Here is a 25,952-nt window from a genome sequence, read left to right on the forward strand (position 1 = left end):
TCAGGCCCCGAACAGCGCCGAGCGAAGCGGGCGAAGGAAACCGGATGAACGGCCTTCGCTCGCGCGACTGGGTTGGCCATCAAACTCAAGATAGCCGTCTTCGATGGGATCGAAGCGCAGGATCTTCACATCCTGCAGATAGTTCTGGGAGGCTTTCCACGGGCCGTGGGTGCCCTGACGCGGCAACCGGTCTTCTGCCCGCTTGATATAACCCGCGTCGAGGGAACCGAGAATGGTATCGTCTCCCTTACTGTTCTCGGTGTCTCGTGCCACGGCCACCTGATGGCCGTTACGATCCATGTGGTTGATCAGCCGGCACAGGTACTCACTGGCAATATCGGCTTTCAGGGTCCAGGAAATGTTGGTGTAGCCAAAGATCATGCCCGCGTTGGGTACGCCTTCCACCATCACATTCTTGTAGATCACCTTGTCCTTGAGCGCCACCTCCTGGCCATCCACACGGGGCGTGATGCCGCCCAGCATCTGGATGTCCAGGCCGGTAGCCGGAATGATGATGTCGGCTTCCAGCTCCTCACCCGACTTCAGGCGAATACCGGTTTTGGTGAAGCGCTCGATATGATCGGTCTTGATGGAGGCGGTACCGGCCTTGATTGCCTCGAACAGGTCACCATCTTTCACCACGCACAGGCGCTGGTCCCAGGGGTTATAGTCCGGGCTGAAGTGGCGCATGTCGGCCTTGCCCTTGAGCTGCCGTTTGATCACCGACAGAAAGAGCCGGCGCATGGCTTTCGGGCTCTTGCGCGAACGCTCATAGAGCAGCCGGGAAATCGAAATGTTGCGGGCGCGGGTTAACCGGTAGGCCGTCTTTTCCGGCAGGACTTTCTGCAGCGCCAGGGTGACTTTATCGGTTGACGGCAACGGCATCAGATAGGTGGGCGAACGCTGCAGCATGGTAACGTGTGCGGCCTTCTCTGCCATGGTGGGCACCAGGGTAATTGCCGTGGCACCGCTGCCAATCACCACCACCTTCTTGCCCGAGTAATCCAGATTCTCCGGCCAGTGCTGGGGATGGACAATCTGCCCTTTGAAGTCAGCTTCGCCCAGGAAATCCGGTTTGTAGCCCTGATCATAATTGTAGTAACCGGTACAGCCCACCAAAAAGCTGGCGGTGAAGGTTTCCCGATCACCGGTCTGCTCGTTCTCGGCCGTCAGGGTCCAGCATTTGTCGGCACTGGACCAGTCCGCAGTTTTCACGGCCACGCCATAACGAATGTGGCGCTCGACATCGTTCTCTTTCGCGGTTTCCGCCACGTAGTTCTTGATCGAAGCACCGTCGGCCAGCACCTTGCCCCCGGTCCAGGGCCGGAAGTTATAACCAAAGGTGAACATATCGGAATCCGAGCGAATACCCGGGTAACGGAACAGGTCCCAGGTGCCGCCGAGGGACTGGCGGCGCTCCAGAATGGCGAAACGCTTGCCAGGGCATTCCCGTTTCAGGTGGCAGGCCATGCCGATGCCGGATACTCCGGCGCCAATGATCAGGACGTCGTAGTGCTGCTTACCCATAACCTGCTCCCTCGGATTCGGATCCGTTTATTGTTGGTCACGTCAGTCTCATCAAGATAGCCCAGCGCGGGGCGACCGGAAATTGGCCATCGAGGTCCGGAATCATGGTTGTTTGAGTCAGTCGCAAACAGGAAATCACCCCTCGGCTTCGACTCCGGGGCTGAGGGGCCGGAATGAGGTACGCCCGCAAGTAGCCGCTTAAACTGGATGGAACTCACTCACCAGGGCACCACTCATGCCATCCTCCATTCTGATCCTTGGCGGAACATCGCTCGACACCATCATTCACCTGGACCAGCTTCCCGCCCCGGTGCCCCAGACCATCTGGCCTCGGCAGGCCTACCGGAGCCTGGGCAGCACCGGCGCCGGCAAAAGCCTGAACCTGGCGGCTCTGGGGCATCGGATAACATTGCATACGTTGTTGGGCCGGGACGCAGAAGCCGAGATCATCCGCCAGCAACTGGCGAAACCCGGTATCCGCTTGCTGGTTGAAGCCACCGACATCGCAACGGAGCAACACGTCAACCTGATGACAGCCGCCGGCGAACGCATCTCCCTGTTCGTTCAGCCACCGGCAGAGCCGGAAACCGTGGATTGGCAATCGGTAAAGGCACAGTTGCCCGGAGCCGACCTGGTGGTGGCCAATATCCTTGCCTACGTCAAACCTGCCCTGGGCTGGCTGAAAGCGTCCGGACGACCGGTCTGGACAGACCTTCATGACTACGATGGTTCAGATCCCTACCATCAACCATTCATCGACGCCGCCAAGGTCATCTTTCTGTCCAGTGACAACCTCCCGGATTACCGGCGCACCATGGAGCAGCTGATTCGCGGCGGCAAAGCGTTTGTGGTCTGCACTCACGGTTCTGCCGGCGCCACCCTGCTGAGCAACGACGGACAATGGCTGGAACAAGTAGCCATCCAGGTGCCTGAAGTAATTGATACCAATGGCGCCGGCGATGCCTTTTTCAGCGGATTTCTGCATTGCTACCTGCAAGGGGGAACACTGACCGACTGCCTTCGGGCCGGAGCCACGGCCGGCGCCTTGTGCGTCACCAGCCAGGAGCTTGTGAGCGACAGGCTGACCCCGGAGGCACTGAGCTGAATCAGACCATGCTCAGTCTCCGGGCCTGAAATCCGGGTATTTCTGCTGCAGCCGGTACAGCCGGATGATGGTAATAATGTTGGTAACCAGCACCATGCCTTCCGCCAGAGTGCCGCCGACGGATCCGATCACCAGGTTATTGAGCATCCAGGCGAGCGCTGCCAGGCCCAGAACAATACGCAGGGGAATACCCCGGAGCATGAACATGCCGACGGTGCCGAGAACGGCGGCGGTGAGGGGGAACACATCGGTAGCAGATGTCCAGGTTGCCCAGGCCACCAGCAGATTGACCACCAGCATAGCTACCATGATCAACCAGTTGCCCTGGTACCGGCGCGCCAGGGCGATGCGCAGGATCACCAGTACCGTCAGGGCCGCCGCCGTCCAGCTCTGAAAGAACGCGAACATCAGGGCGAAGGCCACGTTGGCGGAGATCAGCAACACCATCAGCCGGTCGTCGTTCTTGTTGGCAAAACCGGCAATACAGAACCCCAGGGCCACCAACCCACTCAGCTGACCCAGCCCTTGGCTGAGCGTAAGCCCGGCAAACAGCTCTGTCATAGCGGTAATCCCCTCTCCCGATGCTGCGCCCCAGCCTGCCACACTTACCGGGTTTGAGCCACGCACAAAGCTGTGCCAGAGTGCTTTCACGTTCACATCAAGGACTCGCGCCCTATGAAAACCGTCTTCTCCCCGTTGCACAGCAGGCGCCACGTGCGCACCGAACTGGACGGCGGCCTGCTGATCGAACCCCATGAAAAGCCTTCGAGGGCCGAGACCATCCTGGCCAGGGTGAAAGACCAGGCCCTGGGCGAGATTCTGGAGCCGGAAGAGTTCGGGCTGGCGCAGATCCAGCGCGTGCACACACCGGATTACGTGGCGTTTCTGGAGACCTGCTGGCAGGACTGGCTGGCGGCGGGCAAACCCGGCGAAGCCATTCCCGCGGTGTGGGCTGGCCGGGGCATGCGCCACCGGATTCCCAAGGACATCGATGGCCGTCTGGGCTATTACAGCTTTGCCGCCGAAACCTCGATCTCGGAGGGCACCTGGGAAGCCGCCCGGGCTTCCGCCAACGTGGCCCTGACCGCCCAGAAACTGGTGGCCGACGGGGAGCGCGCCGCTTTCGCACTGTGCCGGCCACCAGGGCACCACGCCCACGCCGACCTGTTCGGCGGCTACTGCTTCTTCAACAACGCCGCCATCGTGGCCCAGGCGTTCCGGGACCAGGGCTATGGCAAGGTTGCTGTCCTGGATGTGGACTTCCACCACGGCAATGGCACCCAGGCCATTTTCTACGACCGGGCCGATGTGCTCACCATCAGCCTGCACGGCGACCCGGATCTGGTGTTCCCGCACTTTCTCGGGTTTGAAGACGAGCTCGGAGAAGGTACCGGCGAAGGCTACAACCTGAACATCGTCTATCCGCCTGGCACACCCTACAGCACCTGGAGCCAGCGCCTGGAAACCGCTTGCGAGCGCATTGAAGTGTTCAAGCCCGATGCCCTGGTGGTGGCGCTGGGCGTGGACACCTTCGAGCACGACCCCATCTCGTTCTTCAAGCTGGCGTCGGAAGACTACCTCAGCCTGGGGCAGCGCCTGGCGCAGCTGGGTTTGCCCACCGTGTTTACCATGGAAGGCGGCTACGATGTGGACGCCATTGGCGTAAATGCGGTCAATGTCATGCAGGGCTTTGAGGGAAAACCCTGAGTAATACTGGCCGACCGGAGGGAGCCCCTTCCTCCGGTGCGCTATCTGCCGCCCTGTTTCATCAACGCCGCCGAAAAGCCGTCCATTAATCGCTCGGCACTCACAGGCACCTCGCGGAGCTGTGAATTGAACACCCGACTGAAAGCCCGGAAATCGACAGCTTTCCAGTTTTCCGGCGCAAGCATGTGAGCGATGTCGTCCACGTTGTCGGCAGTCGCAGCCTGAAACTGGTAGTGCATCGAGGCCGATTGTCCGCTATCTGCAAAATCGTATCCCCGGTGATAGTCGTGCACCAGCAACAACGCCAGCCCTCCACCCATGAAATGCCGGCCAAGACTGACATACAGATCGCCCGCGCGAATCGCCGCAAGCGCTTCCGGCTCCCAGTCAATGCCACCCACTACCAAGTCATTGCCGGGACGTAAGCCCGCGCGCCTGGCAGCATCCATGGCGCCAAGCGCCATGCCATCGCTGGCGCTCCAGATTGCAGCCGTATTCGGATACCGCCGCAACAGCACCGATGTCTTGTCTCTCGCCTCCAGCTCGCTCCAGTCGGCACGAACAGACTGCAACAGTTCCGAGCCTGCCCCATCCGTCGCCTCAAGCAGCCCGAGACTGCGATCACGAGCCGCAGAAGAATCCAGGGTTCCTGTCAGCGCAACGATGGGCACCGGCTGCCCGGGCTGGATCAGAGTGAGTTCCAGTGCCCGTTGTTCGAGCAGCCTGGCCAGTTTTTGACCACCGGAGACATTATCTACCCCCAGATGACCAATCCAGTTCTCCACTTTTTCCCTGGGCGCGGACCCCACTTTCTCGCGCGCAGCCTCTGGGACCGCGGTGTTGAACGAGAACACCTTAACCTTGTGCTGGCGCGCGTACTCCAGTATCTGAGTGGTTACCTGATCCTTCCACATGATAATCAGGTAATCAGGTTTATCCTCCCGACTGAGAACTTGCTGGACCAGCTTCAGATAACTGAGCCGATGCCGCCCCTCATCGAACAGGACGTCAAACTCAACCTCTAGGTCCGCAGCCACCTGCTCCATGAATCCTGCAACCATGTGCCAGAAACGGGAGGTATCCGGTGACAGGAACACCACATTCGGGAGCCTGTCCGACGCACTCGGATTTGGGAGCGTATCCGCATCCGCCACCCGACTAACGGTGCCCAGAAACAGGCTGATCATCAGTACAACACGTAAAACCATGCAGTTCCTTAGCCGTCGGCAAATCTTGCCGGTCAGTATAACGAATAATACGGTATCCGCATCGACCTCTGCCCAGATGATCGAACCCGGTGCCTCTGGTCACCCGGATTGGTGGAAAATGTCATTGCCTGTAGCTTGCTAATCGGGAGATCATCAGCCAACCATGCGCAAACTCTGGATGCCCGGAATGGAAAACTACCTGAGAGCCACCCCCTTCTTCGACTACGACCATCCCGCCGTCGAGGCCTGGGGTCAGCAGCACCTGGCCGGCGTAGCGGACGACCCGGTGGCACAAATCAAGGCGCTGTATCTGGCGGTGCGCGACAGCATCCAGTACAACCCCTACGTGTTCAGAACCGAGCCACGCACGCTCTCGGCCAGTTACGCGCTGGAATCGGGCGAAACCTACTGCATTCCCAAAGCCGTGCTGCTGGGTGCCGCAGCCCGCTCCATCGGCATTCCCAGCCGGCTGGGCCTGGCGGATGTACGTAACCATCTGTCCAGCCCGAAGCTGATTGAGTGGCTGCGTTCCGACATTTTCCGCATGCACGGCTTTATCGAGCTGTATCTCAATGGTCGCTGGGTGAAAGCCACACCGGCCTTCAACCGACAGTTATGCGAGCTGATGAAGGTGGAGCCCCTGCCGTTTGATGGGGTGAACGACTCGGTCTTCCAGGAATTCACGGAGGACGGCCAGGCGCATATGGAATACATCAACGATCACGGCGTGTTCGACGATGTGCCCTTCGATTTCATCGTTGACTGCGTTCGCCGGGCCTATGGCCATCTGTTTGAGGCCGACGGACAGCCCGCGGGCATGAACGGCAGCCTGGAACAGGACATCACCGGGCGCTAGTGTCCCGTCTGGTGAGCGACTGCTCGATGGCTTGTATCAGTTCACCCGGCGCGCTGAGCTGAGGGTAATGGCCATGCGCCTGCAACGCCGTGCAATGCACATCAGGCAGGCGTTTGGCCATATAACTGACCACCGACACAGGCACCACCGCATCGGAAATGGTATACAGAATATCGACTGGTACCGAGACCTTGCTCAGCTCACTGCGATAGTCACAAAGGAAAGTGGCTTCAGCAAACCGGCGCAATAACACCGGGTCTGTGGCCAGAAAACTGCGGATCAGCCGTTCCGTCAGCTCCGGGCGGTGACTGTTTTCCATCACCAGGGGCGCCAGATCACTGGCCCAGGCTTCGGTGTCGGTTTCAATCCAGTCCAGCATGGCCAGCACCGCGTCTTTGTCCAGACCGCCCACGTAATGTTCGCCGTCGTTGGTGTAACGAGGCGAAGGGCCAACGGCAATGATGTGCCTGAAACGGTCGGGCAACAGAATGGCCGCGAGGAACCCGATCATGCCGCTGACCGAATGGCCCACCAGGGTGACCGGCTGATCTGACACAGCATCTATCACATCCAGCAAATCCAGGGCATAGCCCCGCAAACTGCCATGGCGATCCGTGCGGTAGGCTCGACGATCGGATCGGCCACAGCCAAGGTGATCAAACGCAACCACTCGATAGGTGTTTTCAAACGCCGGCAGCACATCTTCCCAGACCATCTGGTCGCAACCAAAACCATGGGCGAAGACCAGAGTATGGTCGCCACGCCCGCGAATGGTCACCCGGTTTCTGATCAAAACGCTCACACACAGCCCTTCTATGCAGGTCGGAAAAAAGATCAATGATGAATGTTTTCAAGTGTGGCGGATTCAGCCCGGCTTATCCACCGGCTTAGACGACATAAAAAAACCGGCAGCCCACTTCCCGTGGGCGCCGGTTTCAGGGGTCAGCCTGAATTCAGGCCTGTGTGAACAACTTACTCAGCAGAGTTACGGATCAGGAAGTCGAAGGCGCTCAGGGCAGCCTTGGAACCTTCACCCATCGAGATCACGATCTGCTTGTAGGGCACGGTGGTGGCATCGCCTGCCGCGAACACACCCGGGATCGAAGTCTCGTTACGGTCATTTACGATGATCTCGCCGTGCTGGCTCAGTTCGATGTCGCCTTTCAGCCACTCGGTGTTCGGCACCAGGCCGATCTGAACAAACACGCCTTCCAGCTCAACGTGATGCGACTCACCGGTGGTACGGTCGGTGTAGTTCAGGCCGCTGACCTTGCCATCGGTACCCACCACTTCCGTGGTCTGGCCAGACGTAATGATCTTCACGTTGTTCAGGCTACGCAGTTTCTTCTGCAGCACTTCATCGGCACGCATCTGCTCGCCAAACTCGATCAGCGTCACGTGGCCGACAATACCTGCCAGGTCGATGGCCGCTTCCACGCCGGAGTTACCACCGCCAATCACCGCTACGCGCTTGCCTTTGAACAGCGGGCCGTCGCAGTGCGGGCAGTAGGCCACGCCCTTGTTGCGGTACTCTTCCTCTCCCGGCACACCCATCTGGCGCCAGCGGGCACCGGTGGACAGAATCACCGTGCGAGCTTTCAGAGAGCCGCCATTGGCCAGACGCACCTCGTGCAGGCCTCCGGTCTGCGCGGCCGGAATCAGTTTCTCGGCACGCTGCATGTTCATGATGTCGACGTCGTATTCGTTGACGTGCTGCTCCATGGCCGCCACCAGTTTCGGGCCTTCGGTGTAAGGCACGGAAATCAGGTTTTCGATGCCCATGGTGTCAGCCACCTGGCCACCAAAACGCTCAGCCGCGATACCGGTCGAAATGCCCTTTCGTGCGGCATAGATAGCAGCGGCGGAACCTGCCGGGCCACCACCGATCACCAGAACCTCAAACGCATCTTTCTGGTTGATCTTGCGGGCTTCTTTTTCCGCCGAATTGGTATCCAGCTTGGCGGCAATCTCTTCCATTGTCATCCGGCCCTGGCCCCAGGGCTGGCCATTCAGGTACACACTGGGTACCGCCATCACTTCACGCTGCTCAACTTCGTCCTGGAACAGGGCGCCGTCAATGGAGGTGTGTTTGATATTCGGGTTCAGCACGCTCATCAGGTTCAACGCCTGAACCACGTCCGGGCAGTTCTGGCAGGACAGCGAGAAGTAGGTTTCAAACTCAAACTCGCCTTCCAGCTCCTGGACCTGCTGAATCACGTCCTGAGACGCCTTGGATGGGTGGCCACCCACCTGCAGCAGGGCCAGCACCAGCGAGGTGAACTCGTGACCCATGGGAATACCGGCAAAGCGAACGCCAATGTCGGTACCAACACGGTTGATGGCGAAGGACGGACGACGCACCTCCGTCGATTCCTCGGTCCGCAGGCTGATCTTCTCGGACATCGGCTCGATTTCTTCCAGCAGCTGCTTGAGCTCCTCGGACTTCTTGCTGTCGTCATAGGCTGCCACCAGCTCAATCGGCTGCTGCAGCTTTTCCATATAGGCCTTCAACTGTCCTTTGATATTGGCATCCAACATGTTTGGTATTCCCCTTTATGTCGTGAAACTAAGTTTCTGAATTCAATAATGAATCGTTATCTGAAGTTATGAATAAGATACGGCCAGACGGTTCGTTGCTCAAATTGATTGACCCAAACCTTATGATAGGCCATACCTATAAAACTCAGTCGGAACGATTGATAGATACAAAAAAGGCCCGCAGTGCGGGCCTTTCTATAAGTTTCACCGAATCGGGGAAACTTAGATCTTGCCAACCAGGTCCAGAGACGGAGCCAGAGTTTCTTCGCCTTCTTTCCACTTGGCCGGGCAAACTTCGCCAGGATGGTTGCGAACGTACTGGGCAGCTTTAACCTTGCGCAGCAGGTCGTCTGCGTCACGGCCGATGCCTTCGGCAGTGATTTCAACAGCCTGGATGATACCGTCCGGATCGATCAGGAAGGTGGCGCGGTCTGCCAGGCCCTGGCCTTCACGCATAACACCGAAGTTGTTGGTGATGGTGCCAGTCTGGTCGCCAACCATGTAGTAGTTGATCTTGCCGATGGTCTCGGAAGTGTCGTGCCATGCTTTGTGGGTGAAGTGAGTATCAGTAGATACAGAGAACACTTCTACACCCAGCTTCTGCAGCTCTTCGTACTTGTCAGCCACGTCGCCCAGCTCGGTCGGGCACACGAAGGTGAAGTCGGCCGGGTAGAAGAAGAAGATGGCCCACTTGCCTTTAACGTCGGCTTCAGAAATTTCTACGAACTCGCCCTGCTTGAATGCGGTGGCGTTGAACGGTTTGATTTCGCTGTTAACGATACCCATCTCAGAATAACTCCTGTCGGTTCATTTAACTGATGGTTTGGAAACGATGCACAAGATACGGGTTTGACCATCTGAGTGAAAATTGATTATTTCCAATCTCAGCATAGGCATAGCCTATATACAGCCATCAACTTCGGCTAAACATGGCGGCCAAAAGCCTTCCGGGCCTTCAGCCACCTGCCATTGATATGGGGCCTTAACCTGCAAGTTCAATCTTGCGGAAGTCCAGAATATTTTCTTTTGGTGACGTTTGGATGGCAGCCACCTCTGAACGTTTCCTGAGCAGTATATAACCAAAGCAACCAAAGTAGAGTGCAATCACCAGCGCACCCACCCACTGAATCCGCAGGAAATCCAGCTTGAACAACATGGTCAGCCCGACCATGGCCACCAGGTTGAAGAGCACATAATTCACCCGCCCCAGGCGTTGCGCCGTGAGGTTCAGGTTATCGGTGTAGAGCCGGATCAGGGAATCCAGGGAGTTGATGACCATCAACACGCCCACCGAGATCATGGCGATGTTGGTGAAGGCGGCAATCTTCAGCCCCTCCGCGTGATAGTAATAGAGCACGCTGAACCACACGCCAATGGCAACGGACGGCACAACCAGCATGGCAATCAGCAACTGCCAGGTTTTGATCCCACTCACGAAACGCGCGGTGAACTGACCAATCATGATGCTCCAGGCAAACCACCAGAACAGGTAGAACTCGTGGTAGTCGTTGATGGGCAGGACAAAGTGATGGATGTTGGCAAAGTACTCACCGAGCATGCCGGCGGTGCCAAAGAAATCTGCCGGCGAGCCTTTACCCAGAACAAATGCCCGGAACCACATACCCGCAATCAGGGTAATGAAAAGCACACTGGAACCAACACTCAGAATGCGGATGTATTTGACCTTGGAGCTGGAATACACCGCCAGCGCAATGGACAGGAACACGATGAGGTAGAACGCCGGCACCACCGTTTCACCATCGCCCAGTTGCGGCAGATACCAGGGCAGATTCACCAGCAGCAGGTAAGCGGTGAACGCGCAGGTGCCGATAATCACCACGTTGTTGACCAGCTTCACCATCGGAATCTCGAAGAACTTAACCCGCGGCTCAATGATGGCAAAGTAGAAGCAGGTCAGGAAATAGAAGCCCCAGATCAGAAAGGCCCAGAACCCGAACTCAATGGCCAGCGGGTTGGCAAAGGCGTATTCCGGGTTTTCGGAGACATTGCCGTAACCACCGAACTCGGTGAGCGGGAACATGATCAGCCCCACATCCAGACCGGAGGTGAACAGGATGGCAATGAAGGTCAGCGTGCGAACCGGCGTAACGCCGATGCACTGCATGTCCCACCACCGATACAGAATCAGGGCGATGGCGGCGAAGGTAAAGATCAGGCCTGTGGATAACCAGAGTGTCATGCGATCCCCCTCTGGTTGTTCCTTGTCATTGTAGTGCACAGCATGGGTGTTCCTCCTCTACTTTGTAAGCGCTGCTTCTTTCGAATCGGACACAAACCCAGGACTTGCCTATCAGTCGCCCGAAAACGGCGGGATGCCGTCGCGCTGATAGGGAAATCCTGAGGGCTTGCTACCCGGGCACCTTGCGTACCCGGGCCGGGACTGCGGTCGCTAGGCCAGCGACCGTTTCGCTTGTCCCGGACGTTGGCGCGCCTGCCATTGGTCATCCATGAAGACCGGCGCGTCCGAAGGTTTCAGGGGCTCCCTGCCCCGGATAAGGTCGGCTGCCCGCTCGGCCACCATGATGGTGGGCGCGTTCAGGTTGCCATTGGGTATGGTCGGGAAGATGGACGAATCCACCACCCGCAGATTCTGGATACCGCGCACGCGGGTTTCCGGGTCTACCACCGCCAGCGCATCAGTGCCCATCTTGCAGGAACAGGACGGGTGATAAGCGCTCTCCACCGCCTGGCGCACGAAGGCATCGATCTGCTCATCGCTCTGCACATCCACACCGGGCTGGATTTCTGCACCGCGGTACTCGTCCATGGCCGGCTGGTTGATGATCTCCCGGGTCAGGCGCACGCAGTCGCGGAAGCCTTCGCGGTCGGCCTCGTGTTCCAGGTAGTTGAAACGGATGCGCGGGGCCTGTTTGGGGTCGGCAGACTGCACATGCACAAAACCCCGGCTCTTCGGCTTGTTGTGACCGATGTGGAGCTGGAAACCGTCGCCATCAAAGGCTTCACGGCCGTCGTAGCGCATGGCCGCCGGCAGGAAATGGTATTGCAGGTCCGGCCATTCAACGCCGGCCTTGGAGCGGATAAAACCACAGGACTCAAAATGGTTGGTGGCCCCCAGGCCATCCTTGCGCAGAATCCAGCGCACCCCGATCTTGAGCTTGTTCCACCAGTCCAGTTTACCATTCAGGGAGACCGGCTTCTGGCAGCGGAACTGGAAGTAGAACTCCAGGTGATCCTGCAGGTTCTCACCCACGCCCGCCAGCTCATGCTTCACCTCAATACCGGCCTGCTCCAGCACTTCGCGTTTGCCAATACCCGAAAGCTGCAACAAATGTGGCGAGCCAATAGATCCGGCCGACAGAATCACTTCCTTGGCGGCTTTGGCCTCATGCACCTGACCACCCTGCTCATAACGCACGCCGGTGGCGGTTTTCCCTTCCAGAAGTACCTTATGCACCAGGGCATGGGTGACCACCGTCAGATTCGGCCGCGCCATGGCCGGGCGTAGGTAGGCGTTGGCGGTGGACCAGCGGCGACCGTTCTTCACGGTCATGTGCATGGCACCAAAACCTTCCTGGCGGGCACCGTTGTAATCATCGGTCTCCAGATAACCGGCATCGACGCCGGCCCGGATGAACGCCGTATACAGCGGGTTGCGCATGTTGTTGCCGTTGTTCACACCCAGGGGGCCGGAACTCCCCCGGTAGGCATCGCCGCCGAAGGCCCAGGTTTCTGCCTTCTTGAAATAGGGCAGCACGTTACGGTAGCTCCAGCCGTCGGCACCTTCAGACTGCCACTCGTCGAAATCCCGGGCATGGCCACGGACATACACCATGCCATTGATGGATGACGAACCACCCAGCACCTTGCCCCGGGGGCAATGCATGCGGCGATTGTCCAGATACGGCTCCGGCTCGGTCTCGAACTGCCAGGCGTACTTTTTGGTGTTCATGGGAATGGACAGCGCGGTGGGCATCTGGATGAAGATGCTCTTGTCACTGCCACCGGTTTCCAGCAGCAGCACCCGGTTTTCACTGTCCTCGGTCAGACGGTTAGCCAGCACACAACCGGCTGAGCCCGCACCCACAATGATGTAGTCGTATTGGTTTTCTTTCATACGCGTTCTCCTCTGTGGCCTGCGGGGTTAAAACGGGGCGTCGATGTCTTCCATGCCCACATACACCGACTTGATCCGGGTGTAGTGCGCAATGGTCTCGCGCCCGTTCTCACGACCGATACCGGAGAGTTTGTAGCCACCCACCGGCATTTCCGCCGGGGAGGCACCGTAGCTGTTGATCCAGCAGATGCCGGCCTGGATCTGGTGAATCACCCGGTGTGCCCGGCGGATATCATTGGTGAACACACCCGCGGCAAGTCCGGTATCGGTATTGTTGGCACGGGCAATCACCTCGTCTTCGTCGCGGAAGGTGAGCACAGACATCACCGGCCCGAAGATCTCTTCCTTCACGATGGTCATGTCGTCGGTGCAGTCGGTGAAAATGGTCGGTTCCACGAAATAGCCGCCCTGAGAATCCTCCGGCTCAAAGGCCCGACCGCCGTGGCTGAGCGTGGCGCCTTCGGCCAGCCCTTTGCTGATGTAACCCAACACCAGTTCCTGATGCTTTTTGGAGATCAGCGCGCCGAAGTTGGTGTCCGGGTTCATCGGGTCACCGGCCTTGATGTTCTTGCGGGTGCGCTCCAGCAGGCGCTCGATAAAGCGCGGATAGAGATCCTCGTGCACAAACACCCGGGTACCGTTGGTGCAAATCTCGCCCTGGGTGTAGAAGTTACCCACCATGGCGGCGGAGATGGCGTTCTCCAGGTCCGCGTCGTCAAAAATGATCAACGGCGACTTGCCACCCAGTTCCATGGTCACGTCTTTCAGCGACGACGCGGCGGCGGCCATCACCTTCTTGCCGGTGCCCACCTCGCCGGTGAACGACACCTTGGCAATCTCCGGGTGATGGGTCAGCCACTGGCCCACTTCGGCAGCGCCCTGCACCACGTTGAACACGCCCGCCGGCACACCGGCTTCGATAAAGATTTCCGCCAGCTTCACCGCGCCCATGGGCGTTTCTTCGGATGGTTTGAAGATCATGGCGTTGCCGCAGGCCAGGGCCGGGGCCGACTTCCAGCAGGCGATCTGGATCGGATAGTTCCAGGCTCCAATGCCCGCGCAGATGCCCAGCGGTTCCCGGCGGGTGTAGTAGAAATCGCCCCCCAGATCCTGCTGGTTACCTTCGATGGACGGCGCCAGGCCGGCAAAGAACTCAATGGCATCGGCACCGGTCACCACATCCACAGCTTCCGCTTCCTGCCAGGGTTTACCGGTATCACGCACTTCCACTGCCGCCAGCTCGTCGTTGCGCTCGCGGAGCAAGGCCACCGCGTTCAGCAGAATGCGGCTGCGCTCAATGGCGGGTGTGGCGGCCCACTGGGCAAAACCGGCGCGGGCGCTCTCGATGGCGGCCTGTTGCACAGACTCATCCGCCACTTCCACTTCATAGATCACCTGGCCCGTGGCCGGATTCACCACCGGGAAGGTCTCGCCGGTGCTGTTGGCCAGAAACCGGCCGTGGACAAAGTTCTGAACCACAGGAAGAGATGCAGACATAGCGCGTTGGTAACCTCTGTTCGGTGTCTTCAGGCCTTGTGGGCCGTGGAATTCAAATTGGCTCAGGCGCCAGCCCGGGCCAGTGTCTCGTGGACAAACTGCTTGCACAGCCGCTCGCCGGCTTCAAAGCTCTCGGCCGGGTCCAGGCTCAGGGCGCTGCGCAACCAGAACCCGTCGATCATCGCCGCCGTTTGCCGGGCCGCCGCTGTCGCCTCGGCCTGCGGCAGCACTTGCGCGAAGGAATAACGCAGGTTGCTGTACAGCCGGGCGTTGTTGATCTGCTGCAAACGCTTCAGCCCCGGCTCGTGCATCGAGCGGGCCCAGAAGCTGAGCCAGGTTTTCGCCGCCAGCGCCGACCGCTGGAACTCGGAAAAGTTGGACTCGATAATGCAGTCCAGCCGCTGGGCCGGTGAGCGATCGGTTTTCGCCATGCGCTCCCGCAGCTCCTTGCCTAACTGGTCCAGCAGGTAGCGCAAGGCGGCCTCAATCAGCCCCTGCTTGCCCCCGAAATAGTGGCTGATGATGCCGGACGACATTCCCGCCCGCTTGCTGATGCTCACGATCGTGGTGTTCTGCATCCCCAGTTCAGCGATGGACTCCATGGTGGCGTCGATCAGTTGCTGGCGGCGGGTGTCTTTCATTCCGACTTTCGGCATGGGCTTTCCATCCAATCTTTATTAATTGAACGTTCAATTAAATTAAAGGCTACAGAAACGTGACAGGGATTTCAAATTTGATCAGAAAACCACCACATCCCCTCATTACACTGGATGCGCCTTCCACCAAAGGTTGCTGGCAACCGCCGGCCAGTCAGGACACAATCGGGGCAACCGCGAACAACAAGGAGCCACTATGAGTACCCTGCCCCAACTCACCGATGCCCTGCTGACTCTGGAAAACCGAGTGGCCACGCTCACCATGAACCGCCACGACCTGCGCAACGCGCTCACCGGCTCCCATCTGATCGACGATATTGTTGCCACCGCCGAGTGGGTGAACCGCTGCGAGGAGGTATCCGTGCTGGTGATCACCGGTGCAGGCTCGGCCTTCAGTGCCGGGGGTAATATTCGCGATATGGCCGAACGGGGCGGGGACTTCGCAGGCGACCCGGCGGAATGCGCCGAGCGCTACCGAAAGGGCATCCAGCGCATTCCCCTGGCACTGGACGCCGTGGAAGTGCCAGTGATTGCGGCGGTGAACGGCCCCGCCATCGGCGCAGGATTTGATCTGGCCAACATGGCGGATCTTCGCCTGGCCGCAGACAACGCGAAGTTTGGCGAAACCTTCCTGAATCTGGGCATCATTCCCGGTGACGGTGGGGCCTGGTTCCTTCAACGCCTGATCGGCTACCAGAAAGCGTTTGAGCTGACCCTGACCGGCCGCGTGATCGACGCCAACGAAGCCAGACAGCTTGGTATCGTGATGGACGTGGTGCCTGCCGATCAGCTAATGGACGCGGCCATGACACTTGCCCGGAGCATTGCCCAGCAGCCCGCCAAGGCCACCCGGCTGACCAAGCGCCTGATGAAAATGGCCCAGCGCACGGAACTGCGGGATTTCCTGGATATCTGCGCCTGCTTCCAGGGCATGAGCCACAACGAACCGGAACACCTGGAAGCCGTCAACCGCATGATGGAGGCGCTCAGCCGGAAGAAGCAGTAAAACCGTAAGAAGCATCAATTACTTAGCAATATGACACATTTTGCTACATTAAAAACCGCACGTGGCGCTTCCCTCGCGGCCCAGCATTGCTAGACTGACGGGGTAGACATAACAATAAACAATGTCAGAGTTGGCTAGCGAGGTCGGCTTTTGGTGAACCTGCAACACGCATGTCGCACGGTCCTGGTTGTACTGCTCGTTCTGTGCAGCCAAGCCGCCTATGCCAATTCGCCAACCGTTGTCATCAGCGCCGAACAACCCATTGCCAGCCAGTTCCAGTACTGGGAAGATCCAGATGCGTCTGCCTCCCTCCAGGACGTGCTGGCACTGCCAGACGCCCGCTGGAGCCGCCAGCCGGATGGCAAAGCCACCCTGGGCATTACCTCCTCCGCATACTGGCTCCGAATCCCTGTCGAAAATGCGGCCGACACCCGGCTCAACCTGGTGGCAGAACTCGGCTACTCCCAGCTGGACAATGTCCGGTTTTATCTGCTGGATGGCGGCAGCGTTACACGGACACTGGAAACCGGGGATACCCGGCCCTTTTACCCCAGGGATGTAAACCACCCCAACAACCTGTTGCGGTTTGCACTGGAACCCGGAGAGACCACCACGCTGATGATTCGGGTGGCCACCCAGGGGACCATGGTGCTGCCCCTGACCATCTGGCGCGAACACGAGTTTTTCGAGTCGGTCGCTGATGAACAGAAGCTGCATTTTTTCTACTACGGCTGCCTGTCCGTCATCATTCTGATCAACCTGGCGGTCTTCCTGACGCTCCGGGAAAAGCTCTACCTGTTCTATGCGCTCGCCATTTTCGGCTACCTGGCGTTTTTTGCGTCCATCCGCGGGTTTTCATTCCAGCACCTCTATCCCAACGCGCCCGACCTGCATGCCCATGTACTGATGTTGTCCATGCCATTCCTGGCCATGTTTTCCATTCTGTTCTGCATGGAATTCCTGAAGGTGCGACAGCACAGCCCCCGGTTACGGAAGGCGCTCATTGCCATGCTGGTGTTTGAAATCAGCTATTTTGTGTCGGTTCCTTTCATGAGTTACAACACCGGGATCCAGCTCGCCTCGGTGTCTGCGCTGGTGTTCTTTTCCCTGCTGCTGGTCGCCGGCCCGATTGCCTGGGCCGCCGGCGTGCGTGCCGGCATATTCTTTACCCTCGCCTGGACCCCATTAACCATCGGTGTGCTCGCCACCTCCGGGCGCGCGCTGGGCCTGTTTCCGGAAACCTTTTTTACCGAATACGCCATGCAGATTGGCTCCGGGCTGGAAGCGTTCATTCTCACGCTGGCCCTCGCCGACCGACTGTACCGGGAGCGGGAACAGAAAATACGGGCCCAGGCCGACAGCCTGCGACAGGAAAAAGCCCACAGCGAAGCCCAGGACCGCCTGAACGACGTCATGAGCCACGACCCGGTTACCGGCCTGCCCAACCGGAACCGGTTTGAATGGATGATCGATGAAGAGCTTCGGGCCCACCCGGAGCGCCGCTACATGGTCGGCGTCGCCCGTATTACCCGCCTGAAAGACATCAACCGCACCCTGGGCCTGGAGCGCAGTGAGCGGTTGTTACGGTCCATCGCCGAGCATATGTCCGCACTGGCCGAACAGCTCACCCTGCTGCATACCAGTGTCGACCAACAGGGCCGTGTGGAACGCGTATACCAGCTCTCCGGCGACAGCTTTGGCCTGTTGGTCGACGTGGAACGGGCGGGCGACAATTTTCAGCCCCTGGATCAGGCCCTCAAACAACTGGCCGAGCCGGTACTGCTGGACCACCTGGCCATTGAACCGCACCCACGATTTGGGGCCGCCAGTTATCCCGAGCACGGCCGCAAAGCCAGTGAACTGATCCGCAACGCCCATGTCGGTATGGAAATGGCGCCCCACGGCCCCTTTGAAACCGGCTTTTACTCACGCAGCAACGATATCTACGATGAGCGCCGGCTTACCCTGATGTCGGACCTCAAGGAAGCCCTTACCAGCGGCACCACCGAACTTCACTATCAACCCAAAATGGATCTCCGCAGCGGGCAGATCATCGGCTTTGAAGCCCTTATCCGCTGGCAGCACCCGGAGCGTGGCTGGGTACCTCCGATTGATTTCATTCCGCTGGCAGAGAAAACCGGGGTGATCACGCAGCTCACTCACTGGGTCATCGACCAGGCCCTGAGCGATCTCCGTACCCTGCAGAAGATACAGCCAGGCCTGGGGATGGCCATCAATGTCTCGGCGCGGGATCTGCTCTCGGCGGGACTGGAAGAACAGTTCGCCCAGAGCCTGGCGCGGCATCAACTGGAGGCCGGCCATGTCACCGTGGAACTCACCGAGACGGCCGCCATGGACGACCCTGAGAAGGGGCTGGAGGCACTGGGCAGACTGTCCGCCCTGGGCCTGCGTATCTCCATCGACGATTTCGGGGCCGGCTATTCGTCATTGTCGTACCTGAAGCAGATCCCCGCCTCGGAACTCAAGCTCGACCGCACCCTGGTACACGACATCCAGGCCAGTGACAGCGCCCGGGTGATTGTCGAGACCGCCATCACCATGGGCCACACCCTGGGCTATCAGGTAGTGGCCGAAGGCGTGGAGAGCGGCCAGGACGCCGCCCGCCTGAAAGCCATGGGCGCGGACCTGTTGCAGGGCTTCTGCCTGTGCCGCCCGCAATCGCTGACAGACACCGTCGACTGGCTGGAAAAACAACGGCAGCCTGAAGAAAGTCGCAACGCGAGCTGGTCGGATTAACCAGCCGCATCCCGCTTGCCCAGCCGGACGTTCATACGGGTATAGCCGCGCACAAAATTGGACTGCACGTATTCCGGCTTATCCTGAACTGGTCCGGATCTTCGATGAAATGAGCACCAGCCAGGCCAGCACCAGAATACCGCCCCAGACCACCAGGCCCTTCAGCAAAACCGTGATCATCATCCGCCGTCCTTCAGCACTATAGCCTGCGTCAAGTCGCCTTCGGTAAACCCGGGAACTCCGGCACATCGCCCAGCGCGCGATCCCAGGCTGCCCGGCTCGACGTGAAAAGATGCGCGGTAGGCACCCGGGAGAGCTCCGAGTCCAGACACCCGGCGGGCACTACCAGCAAACCCGGAATATGGGTGTTGGGCACTGCCGAACCGCAGGTCCGGCAAAAACACTTCTGGTGCCGGGTGCCCGGGAGCGTAAAGGAGGCCACCGCCTCCTCGCCCGCCAGCCAGACCAGCCGGGCCGACTGGGAGAACAGGTTTGCCGCGTGGGCAGACCCGGTGTCCTTCTGGCAATACCGGCAATGACACAGGTAAAAGCTGTCGAAGTCTCCGTGCACCTCGAACTTCACGGCGCCACACAGGCAAGAGCCAACATAATCCGTCATCGCATTTCCTCCCTTCATTATTCAAGGTATCAACCGGTGTTCGCATGCATGCAAAGCTTCGGCAAAGGCACCACCAACTGGCTGCATGGCGCAGGCTTAACAGCTACAATGGACCTCAGTGGAGCGCAGGCGCTGCTGCCATTTTTTTACAGGAAAGCCCATGGCTATTCAGCTTGATTTTCGCACCCTGAGCCTGACATTAATGCTGTTCAGCCTGGTGTTCGGTCTTGGTATGTTTGCTTATTCCAGAGAACATACCAAGTTCTCCGGAATCCGAACCATGGGCGCAGGCTATTTTCTGATCGGCGGTGGCTGTGTGCTGCTCGGCCTGCGCCATGTAATCTACGATTTCCTGTCCATCGTGATTGCCAATATCGCAATCATTATGGGCTTAGTGCTGATATACCGGGGACTGTTTCATTTCCTGGGTATCACGCTGCGCCATGAGCGCTGGCTGAGCACCACACTGGTGGTCCTGCTTGCTGCTTTACTGTATTTCTATACCTTTCATATTCCAGATATAAATATTCGTATACAGACCTTCTCTATGGTCTGTGCAGCGATCTGCCTGATCGGTGCCAGCGGACTGCTGAAACACCGAGACATCCGCAACCGCATGGTCGCCAAAATGCTCATCGCCATGTTTTTGCTGATGAGTAGCTTGTTTATTTTCCGCTTTTTCTGGTCGTTCTACGCCATACCGCCTCAAGATTTCATGAGGGCTGGGTTGCTCAGCGCCCTGACGATCATTGCCGGAGAACTACTGGTTATTCTGTCATCCTTCTGCACGATATGGATGGCGTCCGATGAGTTGCAGGATGAACTCTCCGAAATCGCCAGGATTGATCCATTAACGGGGCTCTACAACAGGCGGGCATTCGACGAATGTTGTGACATTGAGTTCAGCCGAGCGCAGCGTTCAGGTGCGCCCTTCGCCATTATCATGTGCGACCTGGACCACTTCAAAAACGTGAATGACGAGTACGGCCATCATGTAGGCGATGAGGTATTGAGGCGCTTTGCCAATACGCTCAAAGAGCACATACGAAAGCACGACGTGGTGGCGCGTTTCGGGGGCGAAGAATTTGTTCTGCTGTTGCCTGGTAAAGACACCGAGCAGGGATTGGAGGTGGCGGAGAAACTCAGAGCCAAAACGGCAGACACCCAGATCACGATTGGTGATGATGTCTGTTTGACGCTCTCGGCCAGTTTCGGAGTGGCTCACTACGATTCCAGTGACCGCGAGTGGAGTGCCGTGCTGCACCGTGCGGACAACGCGCTGTACGCCGCCAAAAAACAGGGGCGTAACCGCGTTGTCTATCTGGTAACGGAAGGCCAGAACGTTCAACCGGGGCAGATGCTGAGTGCGCAGCCATAGGCCCGAAGAGTATGGGCCGCTGCGCCTGCCTTGTTTATTTTAGTTCCTGACTGCGCTGTAGCTCAGACTGACAACCCGCCAAACAGCACCATCCCACTCCCAGGTTTCGGAGAACGCGACTACCGGCCCTTGGGATTGACCAGAGATTGTGTACCCCTGACCAGTGACTAAGGCGCCGCCATCAGAGCCCTGGATGGTTAACTCCGTATCGTGTTTTTGTCCGCCGTGGGGAAACCAGGTTCCATTACGCTTGGCTGAGGAGATCGCGTCGATCTGGGATTTCTTGGATTGGACACCACGCTCGGTCATGACGGTGAAACCGTCTGCCTGGACCCGAGCAAGGTGCTCAACGTCACCCGAGAAAAACGCTGAGTACCAGTTTTCTCGTACTTTTATCAAAGCTTCCTGGTTCATGGACTGATCCTTGTCTTTAGAAATGAAGGCGAAGCCTCAATGCCACAGGCGTCGCTATGCCTAGCCCTGGAAAGCCCCTCTGGCACAACCGGCGGCCAGTTCTCCGCCCAGGTATGGTTGGCATTTTCGCCCCGGGCAGCCAGTGCGTCGTTCAGAAAATCGATGAACACCCGAACCTTGGCGGGCAGGTAATCACGTTTGGGGTAAATGGCGAAGACACCGCTGCCCGGATCCGGGGGGCGGAAGTATGGGTAAAGCGACACCAGAGCACCACTTTCCAGCCCTTCCTTGGCGAGGAAGTGAGGCAACTGGGCAAAGCCCATACCGTCGGCACACATGTAGGCCATGGCTTCACCATCATCCGTGAGATAGCGGCGTTCCAGTTCATAGGGCTGGTACTCCCCTGACTCATCGGGCAGGTAGATTGGCTGGAGCTGCCGCGTTTCCTTGATGCGAAAACCAATCCAGGGGTGCGAGTGAAAGTCTTCGCGGCAACGGGGTGTACCGTACTCCTCCAGATACATGGGCGCCGCGCAGACCAGAAAATCCATCGGGCTGAGGCGACGGGCCACCAGACGGCTGTCCTTTACATAGCCGGTTCGCAGTGCCACATCGATGTCGTTGTCGATGATATCCACATGCAGGTCATTGATTTCGAGCTCCAGACGGATGTCCGGATACTGTAGGCAAAACGCCCGCAACAAGGGGCGAAGATAGAGGTGGCCGTAGCAGACGGCGGAACTGATGCGCAGGGTGCCGCTGGGTGAGCGGTTGATCTGCTTGAGCTCCGCTTCACAACCGGAGAGTTCCTGCATCATCTTGCGTACGGTGTTGGCGTAACGCTCACCGGCGGTGGTAATTCGCAGTTGCCGGGTTGAACGCTGGAAGAGCGTCAGCCCCAACTGGGCCTCCAGGCGGCCAATGGCCTTGCTGACGGTGGACGGATCGCTGCCACACAGCCTGGCCGCCGCCGCGAAACTGCCACCATCACAAGTGGCAATAAAGATCTCCAGTGACCGAAACTTGTCCATCAACCCAGTATAGCAACAAAGAATCATGAACAATATTCACGACTGTTTGGGATAACAAGCGGATTTTCCCGACTTTTCAGGTGCCTAGAATTCGTTAACCAACCACGCACCTGTCTGGGGAAAACCGTTGAAACACCATGATCCAAATCCCATAGCCACCACCGGCACCCTGGCCTATTGCCTGCTGGCATTTGTTGCCATGGCAGGCCTTGCCTATATCAACTTCCTTCCCGGAGTCGTTAACGCGCTCGCGGAAAACATCGGATTCAGGGACGCCCAGGCCGGGCAGATCGTCGCGATCAACGGGTACGGCGGCTTACTGGGCCTTGCCATTGCAATCGTCCTGATACCCCGAGTGCGATGGCAATACGCCATGCTGACCTTCCTTGCGCTACTGGCCATGGTTGATCTGGCCACCGCCTGGGTGGAGCCCTACCCGCTGCTGCTCGGCTGGCGCTTTAGCGCCGGCGTGCTGGGTGGGCTCTGTGTCGGCATTGGGCTTGCGGTGCTGGCACGATTGAACGACCCCGACCGGGCATTCGGCCTGTTGATGTTCGTCCAGTTCAGCCTGGGCTCCGTGGTTATCTATCTGCTGCCGGGACTGGAAACCGTCCTTGGCCCCCACGCCGTGTTCTACGTGATGGCTACCCTGGCTGCCCTGAGCCTGATTTTCCTGCCGTTCCTGCCCACCCTGCAACTTGGTAACCGTCCAGTCGAACCATCCCCCCCCTTGCCTGCCAACACGACGCTCCTGCTGCTGGCCATCCTCGGCTATCAGGTGGCGGCCAGCGGGATCTGGGCCTACGTGGGACTGATCGGCCGTGATGCGGGCATGGCGGCCGAACCGGTCAGCCAGTACATCGCCGCGACCGGCTTGCTGGGATTGTTGGGTGCCATGCTACCGGTGATCAGTGGCAAGCGCTTTGGCCGCCTGTTCTGGGTAGCCACCGGTCTAGCCATGTCGATGGTTGCCGCTGTTCTGCTGGACTACGCCCAACACACCACCCTCTTTGTGGCGGCGATGGCGCTGTTGTTCTTCGCCTGGCCCGCGGTGCAATCGTTCCTGCTCGCGGTTACCGCAGACATGGACCGCACCGGGCGACTCTCGACCATGGCCGGCCTCACCGCCTACGTCGGACTGGCGTCCGGTCCCCTACTCGCAGCCAGCCTGCTCGAGCGCGGCAGCTTTTCGGTCATGCTCTACAGCTGTGCAGGCATTTTCTTCATGAGCTTTGTGCTGCTGTTACGACCCGTTCAGGCCCAGGACGCTCCGGTAAGCACCGTATCGCTGTCTCAATAGTCGGACACAACCCGACACCCTGATTCGTCATTCCTTATATCAACACCCTACGTCACAGAAGGTAGCAACATGATTCGATATCTCTTGAACAAGATGCTGATGGCCATGCACCGGCGATACGACTATGACGTTCGCTACCTGCAGGAGATCCTGCAGACCGACCTACCAGCGTTCCTGAAATACCTGGGCTTCCAGATGATGGCGGCCCATTCAGCGAAAGTCCCTGCGGAACCCCTGTTTGCCGCCAGGGTCAGGGCGATCATCTGGGACGATTGCGGCCCCTGCACGCAACTGGTGGTCAACATGGCGCTGGAAGCCAAGGTGAACCCGGATCGGGTTCGTGCCTTGGTGGATATGGATCTGGACAACCTGCCGGAAAGCACCGCCCTGGTGGCTCGCTTTACCGAGCTGGTGCTGTCCCATAACCCGGACGCTGACGAGTTGCGGGAGCAGATCCGCGCCCTGTGGGGCAGCAAAGGCCTGATCGCCATCGCCTATAGCATCAGTTCGTCCCGGGTCTACCCGGCACTGAAATACACCCTGGGCTACGGACACGCCTGCAGCGGTGTCCAGGTCAATGACCACACCCTGGTCCCCACCCGATCAGCGGAGGCGCAGCATGGCTAAGCAACTGATCACCGTGATAGCGTTTGCCATCGGGCTGGCTCTCTTCGCCAACGGCGTGTTCATGCTTGTGGCGCCCGAATCCTGGTATTGGACCGTACCTGGCGTACCAGTGCGGGGATCATTCAATCAGCACTTTGTGCGGGACATTGGCATTCAATACCTGTTGATGGGGGTGGCCTTCGTCTATGGCGCCATTAACAGCCAACAGCGGCTGCTGCTCTGGTGGCTACCCACCACTTGGCTGGTCGGCCATGCGGTTTTCCATGTCGTGGAAGTCGCTGTGGGCATGTGCGGCCCTGAATACCTGCTTGTGGACTTTGCCGGGGTGACTTTCCCTGCGCTGGCATGTCTGGGCCTGGTGTATGGTCACTATCGAGTGAGACGGTGTGACACCCTTTGTCGCCGGCCCGCTAGCCAGCATCACAATACCCTGATTCAATAGATTGGGAGAGGGCCCGAAAGGCCTCTACGGCATGCGTAGGCAGAGCGGATTGTGGCTGCGGGTGGTAAAAAGCGCATGGAAAAACCGCGCTACTATTACCCGGCCGAGAAGCCCTACCGCATGATCTACATCGAAGACCCGTTTGGGAACATCGTAGAGATCTACAGCCACAGCTACGAGCTGATATACAGTGAAGGCGCCTACTGATAGAGGCTGAGACCATTCGAGGCGGCATACGGCGGGGCGTTAAGGACGTTTCGTGGATGCCGCCCTAGCCTGCTTGGGGACGGCGTAGTGGGTCGCCAGCGACAGTGGCGCCGCCTTTACGCTACTGGCCATCAATTGTACGAGTGTAGATCGTCCTGGTTCCAAAAACGGATTTCCGATTCACGATTAGAAACGGGACCGTTGGGATCGCAGACAGGATTATGAAAGTGCAAAAATCGTTGATGTAGGAGTTTGAACTGACCGAAATCTGAACAACCTCGCCAATGACCACCAAAAACACCAAAATCATGGTCAGATAATAGACGGGGCCGAACCGTAGATGAAGGATGTCGTCCGACTCACCTGCCTCACTCAAATTGGCGCTGCAAAAAGGACAGAGAAAACCATTCTGAAAACCCTGATCACCGCCATCAACAGCATCTCCTGTAGGGAAGGAACGTTCACAGGAGACACAGAGATATTGCTCTTTCACAGCTCACCATCCTCATGGGCAACACAGGTCATAACCCGCCGAAAGCATGCACGCCCAAGGAATGAAGGCGAAGCCTCAATGCCGCCGGCGTCGCCGTGCCAAAGGCTCTATACTACTGTATTGAATCAATAATTTTATTTCTCACAAGCTCAACCGAATCCCTGTTGTAGCCGGCAACCGCAACCATGAGCTTGCTTTGATTAGGCGATATTTCTATACATTTAACCACAACACGGTTCGTCTTTACGTTCCCGTAAATTCCGTACTCATTCTCAACCTGATTCTCCAGCCCCAAGACTTGCAGGGCGTACGAGCTCTGTATCTCGCAAGCCTCTTTGGATTTGTTCAGATCTTTAAACCATGACCAAAGCTCAGGCGGTTTTTCCTCAGCGAGAGCTAGTCCTGATAGTAGAAACAAAAGAACTAAAACTGCCTTATTAATCATGCGGGTTTCCATAATGTTTAAATGCAAGGCGTAACCGGCTGGC

24 protein-coding genes and 1 pseudogene are annotated in these 25,952 nt (G+C 58.4%); 10 read left to right on the forward strand and 15 right to left on the reverse strand.

Translation table 11 applies throughout. From position 1 onward, the window contains the following. Nucleotides 1-1,527 (reverse strand): flavin-containing monooxygenase, encoded by a 1,527-nt coding sequence (locus tag ACF8YQ_RS17745; RefSeq protein ID WP_396622179.1) that lies wholly within the window; start codon nt 1,525-1,527, stop codon nt 1-3. A gap of 235 nt (nt 1,528-1,762) precedes the next feature. Here ACF8YQ_RS17745 and ACF8YQ_RS17750 point away from each other — a divergent pair, with 235 nt between their 5' ends. Further along, nucleotides 1,763-2,632, forward strand: coding sequence for a carbohydrate kinase family protein (locus ACF8YQ_RS17750; protein WP_396622180.1), 870 nt, complete (start codon nt 1,763-1,765; stop codon nt 2,630-2,632). Between the two features lie 12 nt (nt 2,633-2,644). Here the strand turns inward: ACF8YQ_RS17750 and ACF8YQ_RS17755 are convergent, their stop codons facing one another. Then, complete coding sequence (locus tag ACF8YQ_RS17755) at nt 2,645-3,193, reverse strand: YgjV family protein (protein WP_396623329.1); 549 nt, start codon at nt 3,191-3,193, stop codon at nt 2,645-2,647. Between the two features lie 114 nt (nt 3,194-3,307). Here ACF8YQ_RS17755 and ACF8YQ_RS17760 point away from each other — a divergent pair, with 114 nt between their 5' ends. Beyond that, on the forward strand, nt 3,308-4,339 hold the full coding sequence (locus tag ACF8YQ_RS17760; RefSeq protein WP_396622181.1) for a histone deacetylase family protein: 1,032 nt from the start codon (nt 3,308-3,310) through the stop codon (nt 4,337-4,339). Nucleotides 4,340-4,380: 41 nt separating this feature from the next. Here the strand turns inward: ACF8YQ_RS17760 and ACF8YQ_RS17765 are convergent, their stop codons facing one another. Next, nucleotides 4,381-5,547: an ABC transporter substrate-binding protein gene (locus tag ACF8YQ_RS17765; RefSeq protein ID WP_396622182.1), complete on the reverse strand. Its 1,167-nt coding sequence runs from the start codon at nt 5,545-5,547 to the stop codon at nt 4,381-4,383. A 187-nt stretch (nt 5,548-5,734) separates the two neighbouring features. Between ACF8YQ_RS17765 and ACF8YQ_RS17770 the strand changes: the two genes are divergently transcribed. Continuing rightward, the gene (locus ACF8YQ_RS17770; RefSeq protein WP_396623330.1) at nt 5,735-6,403 is read left to right on the forward strand and encodes a transglutaminase family protein; all 669 of its coding nucleotides are present in this window, start codon (nt 5,735-5,737) and stop codon (nt 6,401-6,403) included. Here the strand turns inward: ACF8YQ_RS17770 and ACF8YQ_RS17775 are convergent. The 7 genes from ACF8YQ_RS17775 to betI all read right to left on the reverse strand — a co-directional run bounded on the left by ACF8YQ_RS17775 (nt 6,390) and on the right by betI (nt 15,190). After that, the gene (locus ACF8YQ_RS17775; protein ID WP_396622183.1) at nt 6,390-7,205 is read right to left on the reverse strand and encodes an alpha/beta fold hydrolase; all 816 of its coding nucleotides are present in this window, start codon (nt 7,203-7,205) and stop codon (nt 6,390-6,392) included. The genes ACF8YQ_RS17770 and ACF8YQ_RS17775 overlap by 14 nt on opposite strands. Nucleotides 7,206-7,375: 170 nt before the next feature. After that, on the reverse strand, nt 7,376-8,941 hold the full coding sequence (gene ahpF, locus ACF8YQ_RS17780; RefSeq protein WP_396622184.1) for an alkyl hydroperoxide reductase subunit F: 1,566 nt from the start codon (nt 8,939-8,941) through the stop codon (nt 7,376-7,378). A gap of 222 nt (nt 8,942-9,163) precedes the next feature. Then, nucleotides 9,164-9,727, reverse strand: a complete 564-nt coding sequence (gene ahpC / locus ACF8YQ_RS17785) for an alkyl hydroperoxide reductase subunit C (RefSeq protein WP_011787240.1) — start codon at nt 9,725-9,727, stop codon at nt 9,164-9,166. Nucleotides 9,728-9,923: 196 nt separating this feature from the next. After that, the gene (locus ACF8YQ_RS17790; protein WP_369612520.1) at nt 9,924-11,180 is read right to left on the reverse strand and encodes a BCCT family transporter; all 1,257 of its coding nucleotides are present in this window, start codon (nt 11,178-11,180) and stop codon (nt 9,924-9,926) included. A 171-nt stretch (nt 11,181-11,351) separates the two neighbouring features. Further along, the gene (gene betA / locus ACF8YQ_RS17795; RefSeq protein WP_396622185.1) at nt 11,352-13,037 is read right to left on the reverse strand and encodes a choline dehydrogenase; all 1,686 of its coding nucleotides are present in this window, start codon (nt 13,035-13,037) and stop codon (nt 11,352-11,354) included. 27 nt (nt 13,038-13,064) lie between these two features. Beyond that, entirely contained in the window at nt 13,065-14,534 is a 1,470-nt protein-coding gene (gene betB, locus ACF8YQ_RS17800) for a betaine-aldehyde dehydrogenase (RefSeq protein WP_396622186.1), read from the reverse strand. 62 nt (nt 14,535-14,596) lie between these two features. Then, on the reverse strand, nt 14,597-15,190 hold the full coding sequence (gene betI / locus ACF8YQ_RS17805; RefSeq protein WP_023008748.1) for a transcriptional regulator BetI: 594 nt from the start codon (nt 15,188-15,190) through the stop codon (nt 14,597-14,599). A gap of 196 nt (nt 15,191-15,386) precedes the next feature. Here betI and ACF8YQ_RS17810 point away from each other — a divergent pair, with 196 nt between their 5' ends. Beyond that, on the forward strand, nt 15,387-16,196 hold the full coding sequence (locus ACF8YQ_RS17810) for an enoyl-CoA hydratase-related protein (protein ID WP_396622187.1): 810 nt from the start codon (nt 15,387-15,389) through the stop codon (nt 16,194-16,196). 153 nt (nt 16,197-16,349) lie between these two features. Next, nucleotides 16,350-18,953 (forward strand): EAL domain-containing protein, encoded by a 2,604-nt coding sequence (locus ACF8YQ_RS17815; protein WP_396622188.1) that lies wholly within the window; start codon nt 16,350-16,352, stop codon nt 18,951-18,953. A 211-nt stretch (nt 18,954-19,164) separates the two neighbouring features. On the opposite strand, the gene ACF8YQ_RS17820 is transcribed toward ACF8YQ_RS17815, so the two are convergent. Next, on the reverse strand, nt 19,165-19,572 hold the full coding sequence (locus ACF8YQ_RS17820) for a GFA family protein (protein WP_206854437.1): 408 nt from the start codon (nt 19,570-19,572) through the stop codon (nt 19,165-19,167). Between the two features lie 160 nt (nt 19,573-19,732). On the opposite strand from ACF8YQ_RS17820, the gene ACF8YQ_RS17825 reads away from it, so the two are divergent. After that, nucleotides 19,733-20,950, forward strand: coding sequence for a GGDEF domain-containing protein (locus ACF8YQ_RS17825; protein ID WP_396622189.1), 1,218 nt, complete (start codon nt 19,733-19,735; stop codon nt 20,948-20,950). A gap of 39 nt (nt 20,951-20,989) precedes the next feature. Here ACF8YQ_RS17825 and ACF8YQ_RS17830 read toward each other — a convergent pair whose 3' ends face one another. Together ACF8YQ_RS17830 and ACF8YQ_RS17835 are read right to left on the reverse strand one after the other, a co-directional pair. Beyond that, entirely contained in the window at nt 20,990-21,364 is a 375-nt protein-coding gene (locus tag ACF8YQ_RS17830; RefSeq protein ID WP_396622190.1) for a nuclear transport factor 2 family protein, read from the reverse strand. Continuing rightward, nucleotides 21,361-22,395 carry a LysR family transcriptional regulator gene (locus ACF8YQ_RS17835; protein WP_396622191.1) on the reverse strand — a complete coding sequence of 345 codons (1,035 nt, stop codon included), beginning with the start codon at nt 22,393-22,395 and terminating at the stop codon, nt 21,361-21,363. Before ACF8YQ_RS17835 ends, ACF8YQ_RS17830 begins: the two co-directional genes overlap by 4 nt. Nucleotides 22,396-22,522: 127 nt before the next feature. Here ACF8YQ_RS17835 and ACF8YQ_RS17840 point away from each other — a divergent pair, with 127 nt between their 5' ends. From ACF8YQ_RS17840 to ACF8YQ_RS17855, 4 genes and pseudogenes are all read left to right on the forward strand, one after another. After that, the gene (locus ACF8YQ_RS17840) at nt 22,523-23,695 is read left to right on the forward strand and encodes an MFS transporter (protein ID WP_396622192.1); all 1,173 of its coding nucleotides are present in this window, start codon (nt 22,523-22,525) and stop codon (nt 23,693-23,695) included. Between the two features lie 69 nt (nt 23,696-23,764). Continuing rightward, entirely contained in the window at nt 23,765-24,322 is a 558-nt protein-coding gene (locus ACF8YQ_RS17845; RefSeq protein WP_396622193.1) for a hypothetical protein, read from the forward strand. Beyond that, nucleotides 24,315-24,764: a hypothetical protein gene (locus tag ACF8YQ_RS17850; protein ID WP_396622194.1), complete on the forward strand. Its 450-nt coding sequence runs from the start codon at nt 24,315-24,317 to the stop codon at nt 24,762-24,764. Before ACF8YQ_RS17845 ends, ACF8YQ_RS17850 begins: the two co-directional genes overlap by 8 nt. A 39-nt stretch (nt 24,765-24,803) precedes the next feature. Then, nucleotides 24,804-24,971: pseudogene (locus ACF8YQ_RS17855) on the forward strand (glyoxalase); the annotation flags it as partial. 121 nt (nt 24,972-25,092) lie between these two features. Here ACF8YQ_RS17855 and ACF8YQ_RS17860 read toward each other — a convergent pair. Further along, the gene (locus tag ACF8YQ_RS17860; protein ID WP_396622195.1) at nt 25,093-25,464 is read right to left on the reverse strand and encodes a hypothetical protein; all 372 of its coding nucleotides are present in this window, start codon (nt 25,462-25,464) and stop codon (nt 25,093-25,095) included. A gap of 112 nt (nt 25,465-25,576) precedes the next feature. Further along, nucleotides 25,577-25,909: a hypothetical protein gene (locus ACF8YQ_RS17865; RefSeq protein WP_396622196.1), complete on the reverse strand. Its 333-nt coding sequence runs from the start codon at nt 25,907-25,909 to the stop codon at nt 25,577-25,579. Between the last annotated feature and the right edge of the window lie 43 nt (nt 25,910-25,952).

It is taken from the genome of Marinobacter sp. W-8, assembly GCF_044342215.1.
In the GTDB taxonomy this organism is placed as follows: Bacteria; Pseudomonadota; Gammaproteobacteria; order Pseudomonadales; family Oleiphilaceae; genus Marinobacter; species Marinobacter nauticus.

What these genes read in the sequence shown, in the direction of transcription:
- ACF8YQ_RS17845 (WP_396622193.1), top strand. Translation starts at nt 23,765, where the DNA reads ATGATTCGATATCTCTTGAACAAGATGCTGATGGCCATGCACCGGCGA.
- betB (WP_396622186.1), bottom strand. Translation starts at nt 14,534, where the DNA reads ATGTCTGCATCTCTTCCTGTGGTTCAGAACTTTGTCCACGGCCGGTTT.
- betA (WP_396622185.1), bottom strand. Translation starts at nt 13,037, where the DNA reads ATGAAAGAAAACCAATACGACTACATCATTGTGGGTGCGGGCTCAGCC.
- ACF8YQ_RS17810 (WP_396622187.1), top strand. Translation starts at nt 15,387, where the DNA reads ATGAGTACCCTGCCCCAACTCACCGATGCCCTGCTGACTCTGGAAAAC.
- ACF8YQ_RS17770 (WP_396623330.1), top strand. Translation starts at nt 5,735, where the DNA reads ATGGAAAACTACCTGAGAGCCACCCCCTTCTTCGACTACGACCATCCC.
- ahpF (WP_396622184.1), bottom strand. Translation starts at nt 8,941, where the DNA reads ATGTTGGATGCCAATATCAAAGGACAGTTGAAGGCCTATATGGAAAAG.
- ACF8YQ_RS17765 (WP_396622182.1), bottom strand. Translation starts at nt 5,547, where the DNA reads ATGGTTTTACGTGTTGTACTGATGATCAGCCTGTTTCTGGGCACCGTT.
- ACF8YQ_RS17865 (WP_396622196.1), bottom strand. Translation starts at nt 25,909, where the DNA reads ATGATTAATAAGGCAGTTTTAGTTCTTTTGTTTCTACTATCAGGACTA.
- ACF8YQ_RS17820 (WP_206854437.1), bottom strand. Translation starts at nt 19,572, where the DNA reads ATGACGGATTATGTTGGCTCTTGCCTGTGTGGCGCCGTGAAGTTCGAG.
- ACF8YQ_RS17760 (WP_396622181.1), top strand. Translation starts at nt 3,308, where the DNA reads ATGAAAACCGTCTTCTCCCCGTTGCACAGCAGGCGCCACGTGCGCACC.
- ahpC (WP_011787240.1), bottom strand. Translation starts at nt 9,727, where the DNA reads ATGGGTATCGTTAACAGCGAAATCAAACCGTTCAACGCCACCGCATTC.
- ACF8YQ_RS17755 (WP_396623329.1), bottom strand. Translation starts at nt 3,193, where the DNA reads ATGACAGAGCTGTTTGCCGGGCTTACGCTCAGCCAAGGGCTGGGTCAG.
- ACF8YQ_RS17825 (WP_396622189.1), top strand. Translation starts at nt 19,733, where the DNA reads ATGGCTATTCAGCTTGATTTTCGCACCCTGAGCCTGACATTAATGCTG.
- ACF8YQ_RS17835 (WP_396622191.1), bottom strand. Translation starts at nt 22,395, where the DNA reads ATGGACAAGTTTCGGTCACTGGAGATCTTTATTGCCACTTGTGATGGT.
- ACF8YQ_RS17750 (WP_396622180.1), top strand. Translation starts at nt 1,763, where the DNA reads ATGCCATCCTCCATTCTGATCCTTGGCGGAACATCGCTCGACACCATC.
- ACF8YQ_RS17745 (WP_396622179.1), bottom strand. Translation starts at nt 1,527, where the DNA reads ATGGGTAAGCAGCACTACGACGTCCTGATCATTGGCGCCGGAGTATCC.
- ACF8YQ_RS17830 (WP_396622190.1), bottom strand. Translation starts at nt 21,364, where the DNA reads ATGAACCAGGAAGCTTTGATAAAAGTACGAGAAAACTGGTACTCAGCG.
- ACF8YQ_RS17850 (WP_396622194.1), top strand. Translation starts at nt 24,315, where the DNA reads ATGGCTAAGCAACTGATCACCGTGATAGCGTTTGCCATCGGGCTGGCT.
- betI (WP_023008748.1), bottom strand. Translation starts at nt 15,190, where the DNA reads ATGCCGAAAGTCGGAATGAAAGACACCCGCCGCCAGCAACTGATCGAC.